The 15061-nt window shown below is 69.9% G+C and carries 17 protein-coding genes, 1 tRNA gene and 1 pseudogene; 14 read left to right on the forward strand and 5 right to left on the reverse strand.

Annotated elements, in window-relative coordinates:
- Positions 1-40 precede the first annotated feature (40 nt).
- Entirely contained in the window at positions 41-1375 is a 1335-nt protein-coding gene (locus VT50_RS06575) for a nicotinate phosphoribosyltransferase (RefSeq protein ID WP_046090138.1), read from the reverse strand.
- 83 nt (positions 1376-1458) lie between these two features.
- Here VT50_RS06575 and clpS point away from each other — a divergent pair, with 83 nt between their 5' ends.
- From clpS to VT50_RS06610, 8 genes are all read left to right on the forward strand, one after another.
- A complete protein-coding gene (gene clpS, locus VT50_RS06580) occupies positions 1459-1770 on the forward strand; it encodes an ATP-dependent Clp protease adapter ClpS (RefSeq protein WP_046090137.1) in 312 nt (103 codons plus the stop codon).
- Positions 1770-2381 (forward strand): DUF2017 domain-containing protein, encoded by a 612-nt coding sequence (locus VT50_RS06585; protein WP_046090136.1) that lies wholly within the window; start codon positions 1770-1772, stop codon positions 2379-2381. Before clpS ends, VT50_RS06585 begins: the two co-directional genes overlap by 1 nt.
- A gap of 209 nt (positions 2382-2590) precedes the next feature.
- Positions 2591-4006 carry an amino acid permease gene (locus VT50_RS06590; RefSeq protein ID WP_079343776.1) on the forward strand — a complete coding sequence of 472 codons (1416 nt, stop codon included), beginning with the start codon at positions 2591-2593 and terminating at the stop codon, positions 4004-4006.
- A gap of 137 nt (positions 4007-4143) precedes the next feature.
- The gene (locus VT50_RS06595) at positions 4144-4569 is read left to right on the forward strand and encodes a M67 family metallopeptidase (protein WP_046091077.1); all 426 of its coding nucleotides are present in this window, start codon (positions 4144-4146) and stop codon (positions 4567-4569) included.
- Positions 4570-4660: 91 nt separating this feature from the next.
- Positions 4661-4777 carry a putative leader peptide gene (locus VT50_RS41150; protein WP_338058310.1) on the forward strand — a complete coding sequence of 39 codons (117 nt, stop codon included), beginning with the start codon at positions 4661-4663 and terminating at the stop codon, positions 4775-4777.
- A gap of 94 nt (positions 4778-4871) precedes the next feature.
- On the forward strand, positions 4872-5150 hold the full coding sequence (locus VT50_RS06600; RefSeq protein WP_046091076.1) for a MoaD/ThiS family protein: 279 nt from the start codon (positions 4872-4874) through the stop codon (positions 5148-5150).
- Positions 5150-6100 (forward strand): PLP-dependent cysteine synthase family protein, encoded by a 951-nt coding sequence (locus VT50_RS06605; protein WP_046091075.1) that lies wholly within the window; start codon positions 5150-5152, stop codon positions 6098-6100. The genes VT50_RS06600 and VT50_RS06605 overlap by 1 nt, the downstream gene beginning before the upstream one ends.
- 189 nt (positions 6101-6289) lie before the next feature.
- Positions 6290-7042, forward strand: coding sequence for an MBL fold metallo-hydrolase (locus VT50_RS06610; protein ID WP_046091074.1), 753 nt, complete (start codon positions 6290-6292; stop codon positions 7040-7042).
- A 99-nt stretch (positions 7043-7141) separates the two neighbouring features.
- On the opposite strand, the gene VT50_RS06615 is transcribed toward VT50_RS06610, so the two are convergent.
- Entirely contained in the window at positions 7142-8431 is a 1290-nt protein-coding gene (locus VT50_RS06615) for a PTS transporter subunit EIIC (RefSeq protein WP_046083970.1), read from the reverse strand.
- 191 nt (positions 8432-8622) lie between these two features.
- Here VT50_RS06615 and VT50_RS06620 point away from each other — a divergent pair.
- From VT50_RS06620 to rdgB, 4 genes and pseudogenes are all read left to right on the forward strand, one after another.
- Positions 8623-8865: pseudogene (locus VT50_RS06620) on the forward strand (PTS sugar transporter subunit IIB); the annotation flags it as partial.
- 86 nt (positions 8866-8951) lie between these two features.
- Positions 8952-9683, forward strand: coding sequence for a ribonuclease PH (rph, locus tag VT50_RS06625; protein ID WP_046083968.1), 732 nt, complete (start codon positions 8952-8954; stop codon positions 9681-9683).
- Positions 9684-9762: 79 nt separating this feature from the next.
- Positions 9763-10158 carry a hypothetical protein gene (locus VT50_RS06630; protein ID WP_046083967.1) on the forward strand — a complete coding sequence of 132 codons (396 nt, stop codon included), beginning with the start codon at positions 9763-9765 and terminating at the stop codon, positions 10156-10158.
- Between the two features lie 46 nt (positions 10159-10204).
- Positions 10205-10840, forward strand: coding sequence for an RdgB/HAM1 family non-canonical purine NTP pyrophosphatase (rdgB, locus tag VT50_RS06635; protein WP_046083966.1), 636 nt, complete (start codon positions 10205-10207; stop codon positions 10838-10840).
- A 66-nt stretch (positions 10841-10906) separates the two neighbouring features.
- Here the strand turns inward: rdgB and VT50_RS06640 are convergent.
- Both VT50_RS06640 and bcp read right to left on the reverse strand, forming a co-directional pair.
- Positions 10907-10990, reverse strand: a tRNA-Leu gene (locus VT50_RS06640).
- Positions 10991-11047: 57 nt separating this feature from the next.
- Positions 11048-11515, reverse strand: a complete 468-nt coding sequence (bcp, locus tag VT50_RS06645) for a thioredoxin-dependent thiol peroxidase (protein WP_046083965.1) — start codon at positions 11513-11515, stop codon at positions 11048-11050.
- Between the two features lie 136 nt (positions 11516-11651).
- On the opposite strand from bcp, the gene VT50_RS06650 reads away from it, so the two are divergent.
- Both VT50_RS06650 and VT50_RS06655 read left to right on the forward strand, forming a co-directional pair.
- Positions 11652-12020 carry a DUF3618 domain-containing protein gene (locus VT50_RS06650; protein ID WP_046083964.1) on the forward strand — a complete coding sequence of 123 codons (369 nt, stop codon included), beginning with the start codon at positions 11652-11654 and terminating at the stop codon, positions 12018-12020.
- Positions 12021-12145: 125 nt separating this feature from the next.
- Entirely contained in the window at positions 12146-12448 is a 303-nt protein-coding gene (locus VT50_RS06655; RefSeq protein WP_044581870.1) for a GroES family chaperonin, read from the forward strand.
- Positions 12449-12676: 228 nt separating this feature from the next.
- Here VT50_RS06655 and VT50_RS06660 read toward each other — a convergent pair whose 3' ends face one another.
- Positions 12677-15031, reverse strand: a complete 2355-nt coding sequence (locus VT50_RS06660) for a transglycosylase domain-containing protein (protein WP_046083963.1) — start codon at positions 15029-15031, stop codon at positions 12677-12679.
- Positions 15032-15061: the final 30 nt, after the last annotated feature.

The following is a 15061-nucleotide window of genomic DNA, read 5'->3' on the forward strand; positions in this document are numbered from 1 at the left end:
GGGCGTGGTCCGCGTTCCCGCTCCTCATGACCCGTCCGCCTCAGGCCCGCGCGTACTCGGTGGGCAGGACCGGCTCCCCGCGCGAGAGCTGGGTCGCCGACAGCGGCAGCCCGGCCCGGGCCGCGATGTGCCGGTCCCGCGCCGCGTCCAGCGGCTCCCGGGCGACGATCTCGCCGCCGCGCACCAGCTCCACCAGCAGTTGATGGCCCGCCAGCTCCTCGGGGACCTCACCGGTGCCGAGCACCTCGGCCTCGGCCACGCCGTGCTCGTCCATCCGCCGTGCGGCCCATTTGCGGCCGCCCACCGAGGTCTTGGCGCCCATGGACTTCTTGGCCACCGGCAGCAGCGGCGCCTCCCGGTCGTCAGAACCGGCCCGCGCCACCAGCTTGTAGACCATCGAGCTGGTGGGGTGGCCGCTGCCGGTGACCAGCTGGGTGCCGACCCCGTACGCGTCCACCGGGGCCGCGGCCAGCGAGGCGATCGCGTACTCGTCGAGGTCGCTGGTCACCACGATCTTGGTGTTCTTGGCGCCCAGCTCGTCCAGCTGCTGGCGCACCCGGTGGGCGAGCAGCAGCAGATCTCCGGAGTCGATCCTTACGGCGCCCAGGTCCTTGCCCGCCACCTCCACGGCGGTGCGCACCGCCTCGGCCACGTCATAGGTGTCCACCAGCAGGGTGGTATCGCTGCCGTGCGCCCGGACCTGTGCGGTGAAGGCGTCCCGCTCGTTGTCGTGCAGCAGGGTGAAGGCGTGGGCGCTGGTGCCCACGGTGGGGATGTTGTAGCGGAATCCGGCCGCGAGATCGGAGGTGGTGGTGAAGCCGCCGACGTAGGCGGCGCGGGCGGCGGCCACGGCGGCCAGCTCATGGGTGCGGCGGGCGCCCATCTCGATGAGCGGCCGGTCGCCGGCGGCGGTGGACATCCGGGACGCGGCGGCGGCCACCGCGGAGTCGTGGTTGAGGATGGAGAGGATGACCGTCTCCAGCAGCACCGCCTCGGCGAAGGTGCCCTCCACCCGGACGATCGGCGAGCCGGGGAAGTAGACCTCGCCCTCGGGGTAGCCCCAGATGTCGCCGCGGAAGCGGTAGTCGGCGAGCCAGCCGAGCGTGGGCTCGTCCACGATCCGCTGCTGGGCGAGGAAGTCGAGCACCCCGGCGTCGAAGCGGAAGTTCTCGACGGCGTCCAGCACCCGTCCGGTGCCCGCCACGACGCCGTAGCGCCGGCCCTCGGGGAGGCGCCTGGTGAAGACCTCGAAGACCGAGCGGCGGTCGGCGGTGCCCGCCCGCAGCGCGGCCTGAAGCATGGTGAGTTCGTACCGGTCGGTGAAGAGTGCGGTCGACGGCACGTCCACCGGCAGTCCCAAGTCCGCAGTGTCCATGGTTGACGATGCTACCCCCCATACTCGTCAGAGTGACGAGATCTGGGTGCCGGTTTAGGCGACGGCCCGTGCCGGGTGGCAGCATGGGACGTGTGAGTGTCGCGCCCGTGGAGATCGAACGTCCCGAATCCCGTGAAGCACCCGAGTCGGTGCCGGAGCCCGACGTTCCCTGGGTGACGGTGGTCCACAACGACCCCGTCAATCTCATGAGCTATGTGACCTACGTCTTCCAGAGCTACTTCGGCTACTCCAAGGACAAGGCCAACCGTCTGATGCTGGACGTCCACCACAAAGGCCGCGCGATCGTCTCGAGCGGCACCCGCGAGGAGATGGAGCGCGACGTGCAGGCGATGCACGGCTACGGCCTGTGGGCGACCCTCCAGCAGGAGCGCTGATGTCGGGACGTTTCGAGCCGCTGCCGGGCGGCGGCGCCGCCGTCGCCCTGGACGGGGTGGAGATCTCCATCCTGCGCAGCCTGGCCATGCAGCTCGCCGAGCTGATCGGCCCGGGCGACCAGCCCGCCGGGGGCGGTGACCCGCTGGACGCGCTCTTCGCGGACGGCCCCAGCAAGCCGCCGGAGGATCCGGCGCTCGCCCGGCTCTTCCCGGACGCCTACTCCCCGCCGGACGAGGAGCTCGGGGCGCGGGAGGAGAAGGAGGCGCGGGAGGCGTCCGCCGAGTTCCGCCGCTTCACCGAGAACGACCTGCGGGCGCGCAAGCGCGACGACGCCCTGGCGGTGGTGCGCGACCTGGACGCGCTGGGCCCCGGTTCCGCCGGCGGGGCCGCGGCGGTGCTCGAGCTGGCGCCGGAGAGGTCCCGGCACTGGCTGGGCGCGCTCAACGACCTGCGGCTGGCCATCGGGACCCGGCTGGAGGTCACCGACGAGGACGACGGCGGTGAGCTGCTGGGACTGCCGGACTCCGATCCCCGCAAGCCGATGGTGATGGCGTACTTCTGGCTCGGCGGGCTCCAGGAGACCCTGATCGAGACGCTCATGCCGGAATGACGCCCTCCGGCAACTACTGAGTGTTCGTTTAGAGGATGCTCAACTCCGGATAACGATCGCATCACTGCGGTCGCTAACTTTGCTGTATCGCACAACTTTTGTCCGCTTCTTCCTGTGGTGTGCACCACACGTGGCGCACTCGATCAGCGCGGCGGCCGTGGTAAATCTTCACGATCGCCAGCCAGCCGCAGGAAGAAAGGCGCAGCACTATGACCTCAGCGGCTCCTGAAGAGGACTATGAGCGCGGCCTGGGCAGTCGCCAGGTCCAGATGATCGCCATCGGCGGCGCCATCGGCGTCGGCCTGTTCATGGGCGCCGGGGCGAACATCGCCAAGGCGGGCCCCAGCATCATCCTGATGTACGCCCTCGCGGGCGTGGTCATCTTCTTCATCATGCGAGCGCTCGGTGAGCTGCTCCTCTACAGAAGGTCCACGGGGTCCTTCGCGGAGTACATCCGGGAGTTCCTGGGCCCGTTCTTCGGCTATGCCACCGGCTGGACCTACTGGCTGCTGTGGGTGGTGACCGGTATGGCCGAGCTGACGGCCGCCGCCATCTACATCAATTACTGGTTCCCCTCGATCCCGCAGTGGGTCAGCGCCCTGGTCTTCCTGGTGGTGCTCTTCGGGGTCAACCTGATCTCGGTCAAGATCTTCGGTGAGGTCGAGTTCTGGTTCTCGATGGTCAAGGTCACCGCGATCATCGGCATGATCGTGATCGGTCTCGGCGTGCTCACCCTGGGCTTCTCCGACGCCGGTGACACCGCCGCCGCCTCCAACCTCTGGTCCCACGACGGGTTCTTCCCCCACGGCATCGGCGACAGCCTGATGACCCTCCAGGGCGTGATGTTCGCCTACATCGCCGTGGAACTGGTCGGTGTCACCGCGAGCGAGTCCGAGGACCCCGAGAGGACGCTCCCCAAGGCGATCAACACCCTGCCGTGGCGCATCATCATCTTCTACGTCGGCGCCCTGACGGTGCTGCTCGCCGTGGTCAAGTGGACCGAGTTCTCGGCCGGTGAGAGCCCCTTCGTACACGGCTTCTCCAAGATCGGCATCCCCTTCGCCGCCGGCATCGTCAACTTCGTCGTCCTGACCGCGGCCCTGTCCTCCTGCAACTCCGGCATGTACTCCACCGGCCGGATGCTGCGCGACCTGGCGACGAGCGGTGAAGCCCCGGGGATCTTCGCCCGGCTCAACCTCCGCAAGTCCCCGGCCATCGGCATCACCTTCTCGGTCCTCCTGATGGGCATCGGCGTGGTCCTCAACTACGTCGTCCCCGAGAAGGCGTTCACCTACGTCACCTCGGTGGCCACGGCCGCGGGCATCTGGTCCTGGCTGATGATCCTCTTCGCCCACATCAAGTACCGCCGCGCGGTCCGCGCCGGCCGGCTGCCCGCCTCGTCCTTCCCGGCCCCCGGCGGCTCGGTCTTCAGCTGGGTCGCGGTGGTCTTCCTGCTGATCGTGACCTGCATGGTCGCGTACGACAAGGACGCCCGGGTCTCCCTGTACGTCGGTGCCGGGTGGGCCGTATGCCTGGTGATCGGCTGGTACGTCCTCAAGGCCCGCGGCGGGGCCCAGCCGCTCGGCCAGGCGGAGGCGCAGGAGCCGGAGTACGCGAGCAAGTAAGCCGTATCGCCTTTCGGGCGCTGCATCTCAACAGGCGGGCTCCGGACTGATGTCCGGAGCCCGCCCGCCCGTCTCCCACCACCACCCTCAACGGGGGCGCTGCGCGCCACCCCCTTTTGCCTTCCTATTGTGTGCCCATGCTGACCATCACCCAGGCCCTCCACGACAAGATCGTCGCGCATGCCCGCGCCGACCACCCCGACGAGGCGTGCGGCGTGCTCGCGGGCCCGGCCGGAAGCGGCCGCCCCGAGCGGTTCATCCCGATGCTGAACGCGGCCCGTTCCCCCACCTTCTACGAGTTCGACTCGGGCGACCTGCTCAAGCTCTACCGCGAGATGGACGACCGGGACGAGGAGCCGGTGGTCATCTACCACTCGCACACCGCCACCGAGGCGTACCCCTCCCGTACCGACATCTCCTACGCCAATGAGCCCGGCGCCCACTACGTGCTGGTCTCCACGGCCGAATGCGGCAATGACGAGGGGCCCATCCAGTTCCGGTCCTTCCGGATCGTGGACGGCGAGGTCACCGAGGAAGAGGTGGAGATCGTCCCGGGTGGCTGAAACGCCGCGCTGTCTCGCATCGCGGTCCCTACTTGCCCGTACCGTGAGATTACCTATCGGAGCCGGGCTCGGGAATCGATACGATGAGTCCATGGTTGTCGATGATGTGAGCGAGACGACGCCGGGCATGCTGCTCGTGGCGCGGCTCCACGTCGACCTGTGCCGGCTCGCCAGCGCGATGTGTCCGCGCCGCGCCGTGGCCGCCTGAGCGCGCGCCCGAGACGCCCCGACGCCCTTCGACGACGCCCTCCCGGCCGCTCCCGGCCCGGGAGACCACCCCGCCCTCCGACAGGAGCCCAGACATGGCCATCGAGGTCCGCATCCCGACCATCCTCCGCACCTACACCGACGGCCAGAAGGCGGTCGAGGGCAGCGGGGCCACGCTCGCCGAGCTCTTCGCCGACCTGGAGAGCCGGCACGCCGGGATCAAGGAGCGCCTGGTCGAGGGCGGTGAGCTGCGCCGCTTCGTCAACGTCTATCTGAACGACGAGGACGTCCGCTTCCTCGACGGCATCTCCACCAAGGTCTCTGACGGGGACAATGTGACGATCCTGCCCGCGGTCGCAGGCGGAAGGCTCTGATGCGGTACGACAGCCCCCTGGCCGCGGTCGGCAATACGCCGCTCGTCGGGCTGCCGCGGCTCTCGCCCTCATCCGACGTACGGATCTGGGCCAAGCTGGAGGACCGCAACCCCACCGGCTCGATCAAGGACCGCCCCGCGCTCCATATGATCGAACAGGCCGAGAAGGACGGCCGGTTGACCCCCGGCTGCACCATCCTCGAACCCACCTCGGGCAACACCGGGATCTCCCTGGCGATGGCGGCCAAGCTCAAGGGCTACCGGATCGTCTGCGTGATGCCGGAGAACACCAGCGAGGAGCGGCGCCAGCTGCTCGCCATGTGGGGTGCGGAGATCATCTCCTCGCCCGCGGCCGGCGGCTCCAACACCGCCGTCCGGGTGGCCAAGGAGCTGGCCGGGCAGCACCCGGACTGGGTGATGCTGTACCAGTACGGAAACCCGGACAACACGGGCGCCCACTACGCCACCACCGGCCCCGAGATCCTGGCCGACCTGCCCTCCATCACCCACTTCGTCGCCGGTCTCGGCACCACAGGCACCCTGATGGGCGTCGGCCGCTTCCTGCGCGAGAACAAGCCGGACGTCCAGATCGTCGCCGCCGAGCCGCGCTACGACGACGTCGTCTACGGACTCCGCAACCTCGACGAGGGCTTCGTCCCCGAGCTGTACGACGAGTCCGTCCTGACCACCCGCTTCTCCGTGGGCTCCGAGGACGCGGTCTCCCGCACCCGGGAACTCCTCGCCCAGGAGGGCATCTTCGCGGGCGTCTCGACCGGGGCCGCGCTGCACGCCGCGCTCGGTGTCGCCCGCAAGGCGGTCACGGCCGGGCGGAGCGCCGATGTGGTCTTCATCGTCGCCGACGGCGGCTGGAAGTACCTCTCCACCGGTGTCTACACGGCGGCCACCACCGAGGAGGCGATCGAGACGCTGCACGGCCAGCTCTGGGCGTAGGGGCGGGCCGATCGGCCGATGGGGGCATGGCCGGGCGCCACCCGGCTCCGTCCTGGTGATTCCGCCCACAACGCGGGCCCGTGGAGGAGCTGCCTGGGCTTTTGCGCCTTACGCTCGGGGGCACCGCATGACCCCCCGCACCCGCCCATGGCCCTCGGCATGGGGACCCCTCAAGGAGGTTCCTGCTTCATGAAGCTCACCGTCGTCGGATGCTCAGGGTCGTTCCCGTCCGCGGAATCGGCCTGCTCGAGCTACCTCCTCGAGGCCGACGGCTTCCGGCTGCTCCTCGACATGGGCAATGGCGCCCTTGGCGAGCTGCAGCGCCACTGCGGTCTCTACGACCTCGACGCCGTACTGCTGTCCCATCTCCACCCTGATCACTTCATCGACATGTGCGGATACTTCGTCGCGCGCTACTACCGGCACGACGGCGGCCGCGCCGAGGCGATCCCCGTCTACGGCCCCGAGGACACCGAGCGGCGGCTGGTCCAGGCCTACGAGGACGTGCCCGACGAGAAGTCCATGCGCGAGGTCTTCGACTTCCACACGCTCAGGCCCGGCAGCTTCGAGATCGGCCCCTTCGCCATCCGCGCCGAGCGGGTCTGCCATCCGGTGGAGGCGTACGGCTTCCGGATCGAGTACGGCGGCCGCTCGCTGGTCTACTCGGGCGACACGGGCCCCTGTGACGCCCTGGTGGACCTGGCCCGGGGCGGCGACCTCTTCCTGTGCGAGGCGGCCTTCACGCACGGTAAGGAGGACATCCCCGGGCTGCACCTCAACGGCCGCCAGGCGGGCGAGCACGCGCTGCGGGCGGGGGTCGGGGCCCTGGTGCTCACCCATGTGCCGCCGTGGACGGACCCCCAGATCAACCAGCGCGACGCCGAGGCGGTCTTCGGCGGCCCGGTGGAGCTGGCCAAGGCGGGCGCGGTCTACGAAGTCTGAGAAGCCGCGCCGAGAGGCGCACAGAGGCGCGCGAAACGACGAAGCGCCGGGCTGGTCCTCCAGCCCGGCGCTTCGTCGTTTCGCCATACGGCCGCGGAACTACTGCTGGGCTTCCGCCGCCCTCTTCGCCTCCGCCGGTTTCCTGGGTTCCGCCGGCTTCTTGGCCTCCGCCGTCGCCGCCGCGTCGTCCAGGGTGTCCTCGGGCTCCCGCCCCGGTGTGGGGATGTTGAACTTCGTGATCACGAAGCGGAAGACCACGTAGTAGACGACGCTGAACGCCAGCCCGATCGGTATGAGCATCCAGGCCTTCTCGCTGTGCGACCACCCCAGCAGATAGTCGAAGAGCCCGCCGGAGAAGGTGAAGCCGCTGCGGATGCCGAGTGCCCAGGCCAGCGCCATGGACACACCCGTGAGAACCGCGTGGATGCCGTACAGCAGGGGCGCGATGAACATGAACGAGAACTCGATCGGCTCGGTCACACCACAGACGAACGCCGTCAGCGAGACCGAGATCATCATGCCCATCACGGCCTTGCGCCGCTCGGGACGGGCGCAGTGGGCGATCGCCAGACCGGCCGCGGGCAGCGCGAACATCATGATCGGGAAGAAGCCGGTCATAAACATTCCGGCCGACGGGTCGTCGTGGAAGTAGCGCGCGATGTCGCCGTGCCAGGTCTGGCCGCCGGAGTTGTAGTCACCGAACTGGAACCAGGCGAACGAGTTCAGCAGCATGTGCATGCCGATCGGGATCAGCAGCCGGTTGACCACGCCGAAGATCCCGGCCCCGGCCGCGCCATTGGACGACAGCCACTCGGAGAAGTTGTTGAGGCCGTCGCCGATCGGGCCCCAGAGGTAGCCGAAGAGCACGCCGTAGATGACGCCCGCGAAGGACATCAAGATCGGGATGAAGCGGCGCCCGCTGAAGAAGCCCAGCCAGTCCGGCAGCCGGGTGCGGTGGTACCTCTCCCACAGCACCGCGGCGGTCAGGCCGACCACGATGCCGCCGAGGACGCCCGGGTCCTCCGGCTTGCCGGTCACATCGCTGACGAAGCCGGTCAGGACGTTCTTGTAGACGAGGAAGCCGACCAGGCCGGCGAAGGCAGTGGAGCCGTCCGACTTCTTCGCGAAGCCGATGGCCACGCCGATGCAGAACAGCAGGGCCAGGTTGTCGAAGAGCGCGCCGCCCGCATGGGCGAAGATCTCCGCGAGCTTGTTCCAGCCGAGTCCCGTCTTGCCGAAGACATCGTCCTGGCCGAGCCGGCTCAGGATGCCCGCGGCGGGCAGGGCGGCGACGGGCAGCTGCAGGCTGCGGCCGATCTTCTGCATACCCTTGATCAGACCGGCACCCCGCTTCTGCGCGGGCCCGGCCGGGGCGGTGGCCGTACTCATCGGATTCCTCCTGGTGAGGCGGGCTCTCGGGGGAAGGGGCGGCCCGCGCTATGGTCTAAACCACATGTGGTGTAGACCTGTTGTAGCACGGAGGGATCCGACAAAGGAATCTCTTCTTCCATGTGACGAGTGACCTTCTCACCCGCATAATGGTGTAGACCACTTGCCGCAGCGCGGACAGCAGGACGACAGGAGCGAACATGGCCACCAAGGCTGAGAAGATCGTCGAGGGGCTCGGCGGCATCGACAACATCATCGAGGTCGAGGGCTGCATCACCCGCCTCCGTACCGAGGTCAAGGACGCCGCCCTGGTCGACGAGGCCCTGCTGAAGGCCGCGGGCGCCCATGGCGTGGTCAAGATGGGCACCGCGATCCAGGTGGTCATCGGCGCCGACGCGGACCCCGTCGCCGCCGAGATCGAAGACCTGATGTGACCTCCTGAGCCCGTCGCGCCGTCCCCGGGGCGGAGCCAGCGCCGGACCCGGACCGGGGGCCCGCGCGATGCCGATAGGCTCATCCCATGTCTCGTATCGACGGCCGCACCCCCGACCAGCTCCGCCCCGTGACCATCGAGCGCGGTTGGAGCAAGCACGCCGAGGGCTCGGTCCTCGTCTCCTTCGGCGATACGCGGGTCCTGTGCACCGCGAGCGTCACCGAGGGCGTGCCGCGCTGGCGCAAGGGCAGCGGCGAGGGCTGGGTCACCGCGGAGTACGCGATGCTGCCGCGCGCCACCAACACCCGGGGCGACCGCGAGTCCGTCCGCGGCAGGATCGGCGGCCGTACGCATGAGATCTCCCGGCTCATCGGCCGCTCGCTGCGCGCCGTCATCGACTACAAGGCGCTCGGCGAGAACACCGTCGTCCTGGACTGCGATGTCCTCCAGGCCGACGGCGGCACCCGCACCGCCGCCATCACCGGCGCCTATGTGGCCCTGGCCGACGCCATCGGCTGGGCCCGGTCCAAGAAGCTGATCAAGGCCACCCGGCAGCCGCTGACCGGCACCGTCTCCGCCGTCAGCGTCGGCATCGTCGGCGGCATCCCCCTGCTCGACCTCTGCTACGAGGAGGACGTGCGCGCCGAGACCGACATGAACGTGGTCTGTACCGGTGACGGACGCTTCGTCGAGGTGCAGGGCACCGCCGAGGGCGAGCCCTTCGCCCGCGAGGAGCTGAACGGGCTGCTGGACCTCGCCGTGGCGGGCTGTGACGCCCTGTCCGGAATCCAGCGCGCGGCGCTGGCCGGGGAGAACTGACGGCGGCACCGGGCAACCGTCGCGCGGCGCCTGGCGTTTAGTCAGGTACCAGCACCTTTCCCGGGGAAGGACCCGTTCCATGGCGCCGCGCGACCGTCACCGCCGTACCACCGCCCTCACCGCCCTCGCCGCCGTCGCGCTCGCCGTGCCGGTCAGCGCGGGCTGCGGCGCGGTGGAGAAGGCCCTGGACTGCGCCCAGCTCGCGATCGAGATATCCAACGACGTGGACAACCTCCAGGACGCTCTGACCGGCGCCGCCGTCGACCCGCAGGAGGCCGACAAGATCCTTGACTCCCTCGAGACGGACATCGACAAGGTGGGCGACCGCACCGACAACGCGGACGTCAGCAAGGCCATCGACGACCTCCAGAAGGCCGTGGACAACGTCCAGAAGTCCGTCGACAGCGGCAAGGACCCCGATCTGACCCCGGTCAGGGACGCGGCCGGCGAGCTGACCAACGTCTGCTCGCCCTGACCCGCGCCGACCGGCGCGGGTCAGCCACCCTCGATAATCGGGAGCTATGCAGCAACGCACTGAGGGACACCCCCCGCACCCCCGCCGTCTCATCCTCGCGACCCGCAACGCCTACAAGATCACCGAGCTGCGCTCGATCCTGGGCGAGACCGGCCTCGACGTCGAACTCGTGGGCGCCGACGCCTATCCGGAGGTCCCGGACGTCAAGGAGACCGGCGTGACCTTCGCGGAGAACGCCCTCCTCAAGGCCCACGCCCTGGCCCGGGCCACCGGCCACCCCGCCATCGCCGATGACTCCGGGCTGTGCGTGGACGTCCTCGGCGGTGCCCCCGGCATCTTCTCGGCCCGCTGGTCGGGCCGGCATGGCGACGACCGCGGCAACCTCGAACTGCTGCTGGCCCAGCTCGCCGACGTCCCCGATGAACACCGCGCCGCCCACTTCGAATGCGCCGCCGCCCTCGCCCTCCCCGACGGCACCGAGCGCGTGGTCTCCGGCCGGCTCACCGGCACCCTCCGCCATGCGCCCGTGGGCGGCGGGGGGTTCGGCTACGACCCGGTACTCCAGCCCCACGGCGAGACCCGCACCTGCGCCGAACTGACCCCCGACGAGAAGAACGCCATCAGCCACCGCGGCAAGGCGTTCCGCGCCATCGCCCCGGTCGTCCGCGAACTCCTGGGGTGAGCGGCCCCGGAGAGCGCCACGGGCCCGGCCCGCGCTGAGGCGGGCCGGGCCCGTGGATACGTGGCGTGCGGCCGGAGGGACTCGAACCCTCACGGGTGTTACCCCACTGGGACCTAAACCCAGCATGACTGCCAATTCCATCACGGCCGCCCGGCACGGACATGGTATCGCCTGGTGAGCGGGGGCCGGGGCCGGAGCCCCGGCCCGTCACAGCCCCAGGTCTTTGATGATCTTCGCGACGTGGCCGGTGGCCTTCACGTTGTACAGGGCGCGCTCGACCTTGCCCCGCTCGTCCACGATGACGGTGGAGCGGATCACACCCGTCACCGTCTTGCCGTAGAGCTTCTTCTCGCCGAATGCGCCGTACGCCTCCAGGGTCTCCTTGGCGGGGTCGGCGAGCAGGGTGACCTTCAGGTCCTCCTGGGTGCGGAACTTCGCCAGCTTCTCGGGCTTGTCCGGGGAGATGCCGATGACGTCGTAGCCGTGGCCGGAGAGGAACTCCAGGCTGTCGGTGAAGTCGCAGGCCTGCTTGGTGCAGCCGGGGGTGAGGGCCGCGGGGTAGAAGTAGACGATCACCTTGCGGCCGATGTGGTCGGCGAGCGAGACCTGCTTGCCGTCCGCGTCGGGGAGGGTGAAGGCGGGGGCGGTGTCGCCGGGCTGCAGTCGCTCGCTCATGGTCTGGTGCTCCTCGTGGCATCGGGGGTACACCCCGACATTAGCCAGCTTCCCGTCCGGGGGTGCCGTGGGGCGGTGGGGAGGGCGAGCTGACAGACTGTCCACTACGAACCATCGAGACGACGGAGGCAGCGCGGTGTCGGATGCCAGGACCCCTGCGCAGATCGAGGCGGACATCGCCCGGAGGCGGCAGGAGCTCGCCGTGACGCTCGACGAGATCGGGGTGCGGGTGCACCCGAAGACGATCATGGGGGACGCGAAGGCGAAGGCGGCGTCGGCCGTGGACCGGAGCGCCGGGCGGGCCTATGTGTCCGTCAACCGAGTGGTGACGGGCGTACGCGGCCAGCTGGTGTCGGAGGAGGGCGGGCCCCGCATGGAGCGGATCGTGCCCGCCGCGCTCCTCGTGGCCGGGCTGGTCGGCCTGCTCACGCTCTCGGCCAGGTCCTCCCGGTCCGCCAAGGCGTCCCGCTCCCGCTCCTCGTGGTGCGGCAAGCGGTGCCGGTAGGGCGCGTCGAGCGGTGCCGGTAGGGAAGGACGGCGGGCTCCGGCCCTGAGGCGCCATCCCGCGCTCCGGCCAGGTACGGTCATGGCGTGAGTGCGAACACGACCCATGACAAGCTGCCCATCCGGATGCTGCACGACCGCGTGCTGGTCCGTACCGACATTCCGGAGGGCGAGCGCCGGTCGTCCGGCGGAATCGTCATCCCCGCCACCGCGGCGGTCGGCCGGCGGCTGGCCTGGGCCGAGGTGGTCGCGGTCGGGCAGAACGTACGGACCGTGGAGCCCGGCGACCGGGTGCTCTACGACCCGGAGGACCGGGCCGAGGTCGAGGTCCGCGGGGTCGCCTATGTGCTGATGCGGGAGCGCGATCTGCATGCGGTGGCCGCGGAGCGGCTGGAGGGCGCGGACGACTCGACGGGCCTTTACCTGTAGGACCTCCTAGGGGCGCCGCCGGGTCTTGACGCCTGCGGCGCGCTGTTCCCCTCCCCGCCCCTTCCCTCAACTGGGGCTCCGCCCCAGACCCCGGGGCCAGGGGCGAAGCCCCGTACGCGCCCTCAGCCGCCTTCTGGGGCGCAGGATGTGCCCCAGACCTGCCGTCGACCGTCCGCGGCGCCGTTGTGGCTGGTCGCGCCGTTCCCTGCGCCCTTCCGGGGCGCCTCCTCAGCCGCCTACCGGGCCTCCTGGGCCTCCTGGGTCGCCCGGGCCCCCTGGTCCGCCCGGGTCACCGGGGCCGCCGGGGCCCGGCTCGGTCGTCGGGCCGCCGGTGGGGAAGTCCGTCGGCGGGGTGGTGACCGGCGGCTCGTCCGTCGGCAGGGTCGGCGGGGTGTCCGTCGGCGGCGTGGGCACCAAGGTGTCCGGCGGGGCGCCGGTCGGGGGAGTGGTGACCACCGGTGGCAGGGAGCCCGGGGGCTGCGGGCTGGTCTGGGAGCCGTCGGGGGCGCCCGCGCCGTCCTCCAGCCGCAGATCGAACTCGGCCGGTTCCTTGCCGTCCAGCGCCCCCGCCGTGTACTGCGCCCAGATCTCGGCGGGGTAGCCACCGCCGTTGATCCGCTCCAGGCCCGTCGCCCCGTACAGCGACTTCTGCACGCCCGTGTTGGAGTCCTGGCCCATCACCGCGACCACGGTCGCCAGATCCGGGGTGTAGCCCGCGAACCAGGCGGCCTTGTCCTCCTCCGCGGTGCCGGTCTTGCCCGCCGCCGGGCGCTCGGCGGCCTGGGCGGCGGTGCCGGTGCCGCCGTCGACCACGCTCTGCAGTATCGAGGTGGTGGTGTCGGCGGCGCTGCGCGGGATGGCCTGGCGGCTCTCCCGCTCCGGGAGCTTGATCCGCGCACCGTCCTTGGTGACCTCGTCGACCAGGCTGTACCGGCCGTGCTCGCCGTGGTTGGCGAGGGTCGCGTACGCCTCGGTCATGTCCAGCACGCTCGCGGTGGCCGGGCCGAGCGCGATCGAGGGGGAGGCGTGCAGATCGGGGGTGCTCTTGGGGACGCCGAGATCGATGGCGGTCTGCTTGACCTTGGAGGGGCCGACGTCCTCGGCCATCTGCGCGTACACCGAGTTCACCGAGTTGTCGGTGGCCGTGGTGACGTCGATGTCGCCGTAGTCCCTGTCGTCCTCGTTGGCGGGGGCGTAGCCGGTGGGCCCGTCGGAGCCGATCACCTCGCGCTTGTTGTCGCCGTTGTAGAGGGTGTCCGGGGTGATCGTCTGGCCGTCCTGGGTGGTGGCCCCGTAGCGCACCGCCGAGGTGAAGACGAACGGCTTGAAGGTGGACCCCACTTGGTAGTCGCGGCGGGTGGCGTTGTTGACGAACTGCTTGGTGTAGTCGATCCCGCCGTAGAGGGCGACCACCTTCCCGGTCTTGGGGTCGATCGAGGCGCCGCCCGCGCGGACGTAGTCATCGACCTTGCGGTCCTTGCTGAGCTTGCTCATCAGCCGGTCGCGCACGGACTCCGTGAAGGCGTCCTGCTTCTTCCTGTCGATCGTGGTGGTGATGCGGTAGCCGCCGCGTGCCAGGGTCTGCTCATCGATGATCCCGTTGCTGGTGAGGTAGTCCTCGACGGCCTCGATGAGATAGCCGCGCTGACCGGACATCCCGGAGGGGGCCTTGGCCTCGGAGGGGCCGGGGAAGGTCATCTTCTGCCGCTCGGCCCTGGTCAGCCAGTGCTTCTTCACCATGCCGTCCAGAACGTAGTTCCAGCGGGCCGTGGCCCGGTCCTTGTTCTGGGGGTGGGCGACGATGTCGTAGGAGCTGGGGGCGTTGAGCAGGGTGGCGAGGTACGCGCCCTGGGCGGTGCTGAGATCGCCGATGTCCTTGCCGTAGTACGCCTGGGCGGCGGCTTGGATGCCGTAGGCGTTGCGCCCGAAGTAGCTGGTGTTGAGGTAGCCCTCGAGGATCTTGTCCTTGCTCACCTCGCGGTCCAGCTTGATCGCGATGAAGAACTCCTTGGCCTTGCGGGAGACCGTCTGCTCCTGGTCCAGGTAGTAGTTCTTCACATACTGCTGGGTGATGGTGGAACCGGACTGCTTGCCCTTGCCGGTGGCGGTGTTCCAGGCGGCCCGGATCATCGCCTGGGGGTCGATGGCCGACTCCGAGTAGAAGTCCCGGTCCTCGGCCGCGAGCACCGCGTGCTGGATCCGCTTGGGCACCTGGCTCAGCTGGACGCTCTCCCGGTTGACCGCGCCCTCACGGGCCAGTTGGGAGCCGTCGGAGTAGAGGAAGACATTGCTCTGGGCGATGGCGGCCTTGTTGGCCGGGGGAATGTCGACGAGCAGATAGCCGGTGACGAGCGCGCCCGCGATCAGCAGGACGATCAGCAGGAAACCCCCGAGGACCATGCGCCAGGTGGGCAGCAGCCGGCGCCATCCGGTGCGCTGGGGACGCCCCTTTCTGCCCTTGGGCGGCTTGCCCTCCGGCAGGCCGTCCGCGCGGTGCGGCGTGTCGTGGTTGCCACCGTCGGTGCCGAGCCGGTCACCCGTTCCGGCCGCGCCACCATCGATCAACTGGGGCTCGTCGCTCATGTCTCCTGAGACTCCTCGGCCACCGTCGAA

This window comes from Streptomyces antioxidans, from assembly GCF_000968685.2.
Classification (GTDB): Bacteria; Actinomycetota; Actinomycetes; order Streptomycetales; family Streptomycetaceae; genus Streptomyces; species Streptomyces antioxidans.

What these genes read in the sequence shown, in the direction of transcription:
- VT50_RS06590 (WP_079343776.1), top strand. Translation starts at nt 2,591, where the DNA reads ATGACCTCAGCGGCTCCTGAAGAGGACTATGAGCGCGGCCTGGGCAGT.
- VT50_RS06600 (WP_046091076.1), top strand. Translation starts at nt 4,872, where the DNA reads ATGGCCATCGAGGTCCGCATCCCGACCATCCTCCGCACCTACACCGAC.
- clpS (WP_046090137.1), top strand. Translation starts at nt 1,459, where the DNA reads ATGGGACGTGTGAGTGTCGCGCCCGTGGAGATCGAACGTCCCGAATCC.
- VT50_RS06575 (WP_046090138.1), bottom strand. Translation starts at nt 1,375, where the DNA reads ATGGACACTGCGGACTTGGGACTGCCGGTGGACGTGCCGTCGACCGCA.
- VT50_RS06585 (WP_046090136.1), top strand. Translation starts at nt 1,770, where the DNA reads ATGTCGGGACGTTTCGAGCCGCTGCCGGGCGGCGGCGCCGCCGTCGCC.
- VT50_RS06655 (WP_044581870.1), top strand. Translation starts at nt 12,146, where the DNA reads ATGCTGCACGACCGCGTGCTGGTCCGTACCGACATTCCGGAGGGCGAG.
- VT50_RS06660 (WP_046083963.1), bottom strand. Translation starts at nt 15,031, where the DNA reads ATGAGCGACGAGCCCCAGTTGATCGATGGTGGCGCGGCCGGAACGGGT.
- VT50_RS06615 (WP_046083970.1), bottom strand. Translation starts at nt 8,431, where the DNA reads ATGAGTACGGCCACCGCCCCGGCCGGGCCCGCGCAGAAGCGGGGTGCC.
- rdgB (WP_046083966.1), top strand. Translation starts at nt 10,205, where the DNA reads ATGCAGCAACGCACTGAGGGACACCCCCCGCACCCCCGCCGTCTCATC.
- bcp (WP_046083965.1), bottom strand. Translation starts at nt 11,515, where the DNA reads ATGAGCGAGCGACTGCAGCCCGGCGACACCGCCCCCGCCTTCACCCTC.
- VT50_RS06605 (WP_046091075.1), top strand. Translation starts at nt 5,150, where the DNA reads ATGCGGTACGACAGCCCCCTGGCCGCGGTCGGCAATACGCCGCTCGTC.
- VT50_RS06630 (WP_046083967.1), top strand. Translation starts at nt 9,763, where the DNA reads ATGGCGCCGCGCGACCGTCACCGCCGTACCACCGCCCTCACCGCCCTC.
- VT50_RS06610 (WP_046091074.1), top strand. Translation starts at nt 6,290, where the DNA reads ATGAAGCTCACCGTCGTCGGATGCTCAGGGTCGTTCCCGTCCGCGGAA.
- VT50_RS06595 (WP_046091077.1), top strand. Translation starts at nt 4,144, where the DNA reads ATGCTGACCATCACCCAGGCCCTCCACGACAAGATCGTCGCGCATGCC.
- VT50_RS41150 (WP_338058310.1), top strand. Translation starts at nt 4,661, where the DNA reads ATGGTTGTCGATGATGTGAGCGAGACGACGCCGGGCATGCTGCTCGTG.
- rph (WP_046083968.1), top strand. Translation starts at nt 8,952, where the DNA reads ATGTCTCGTATCGACGGCCGCACCCCCGACCAGCTCCGCCCCGTGACC.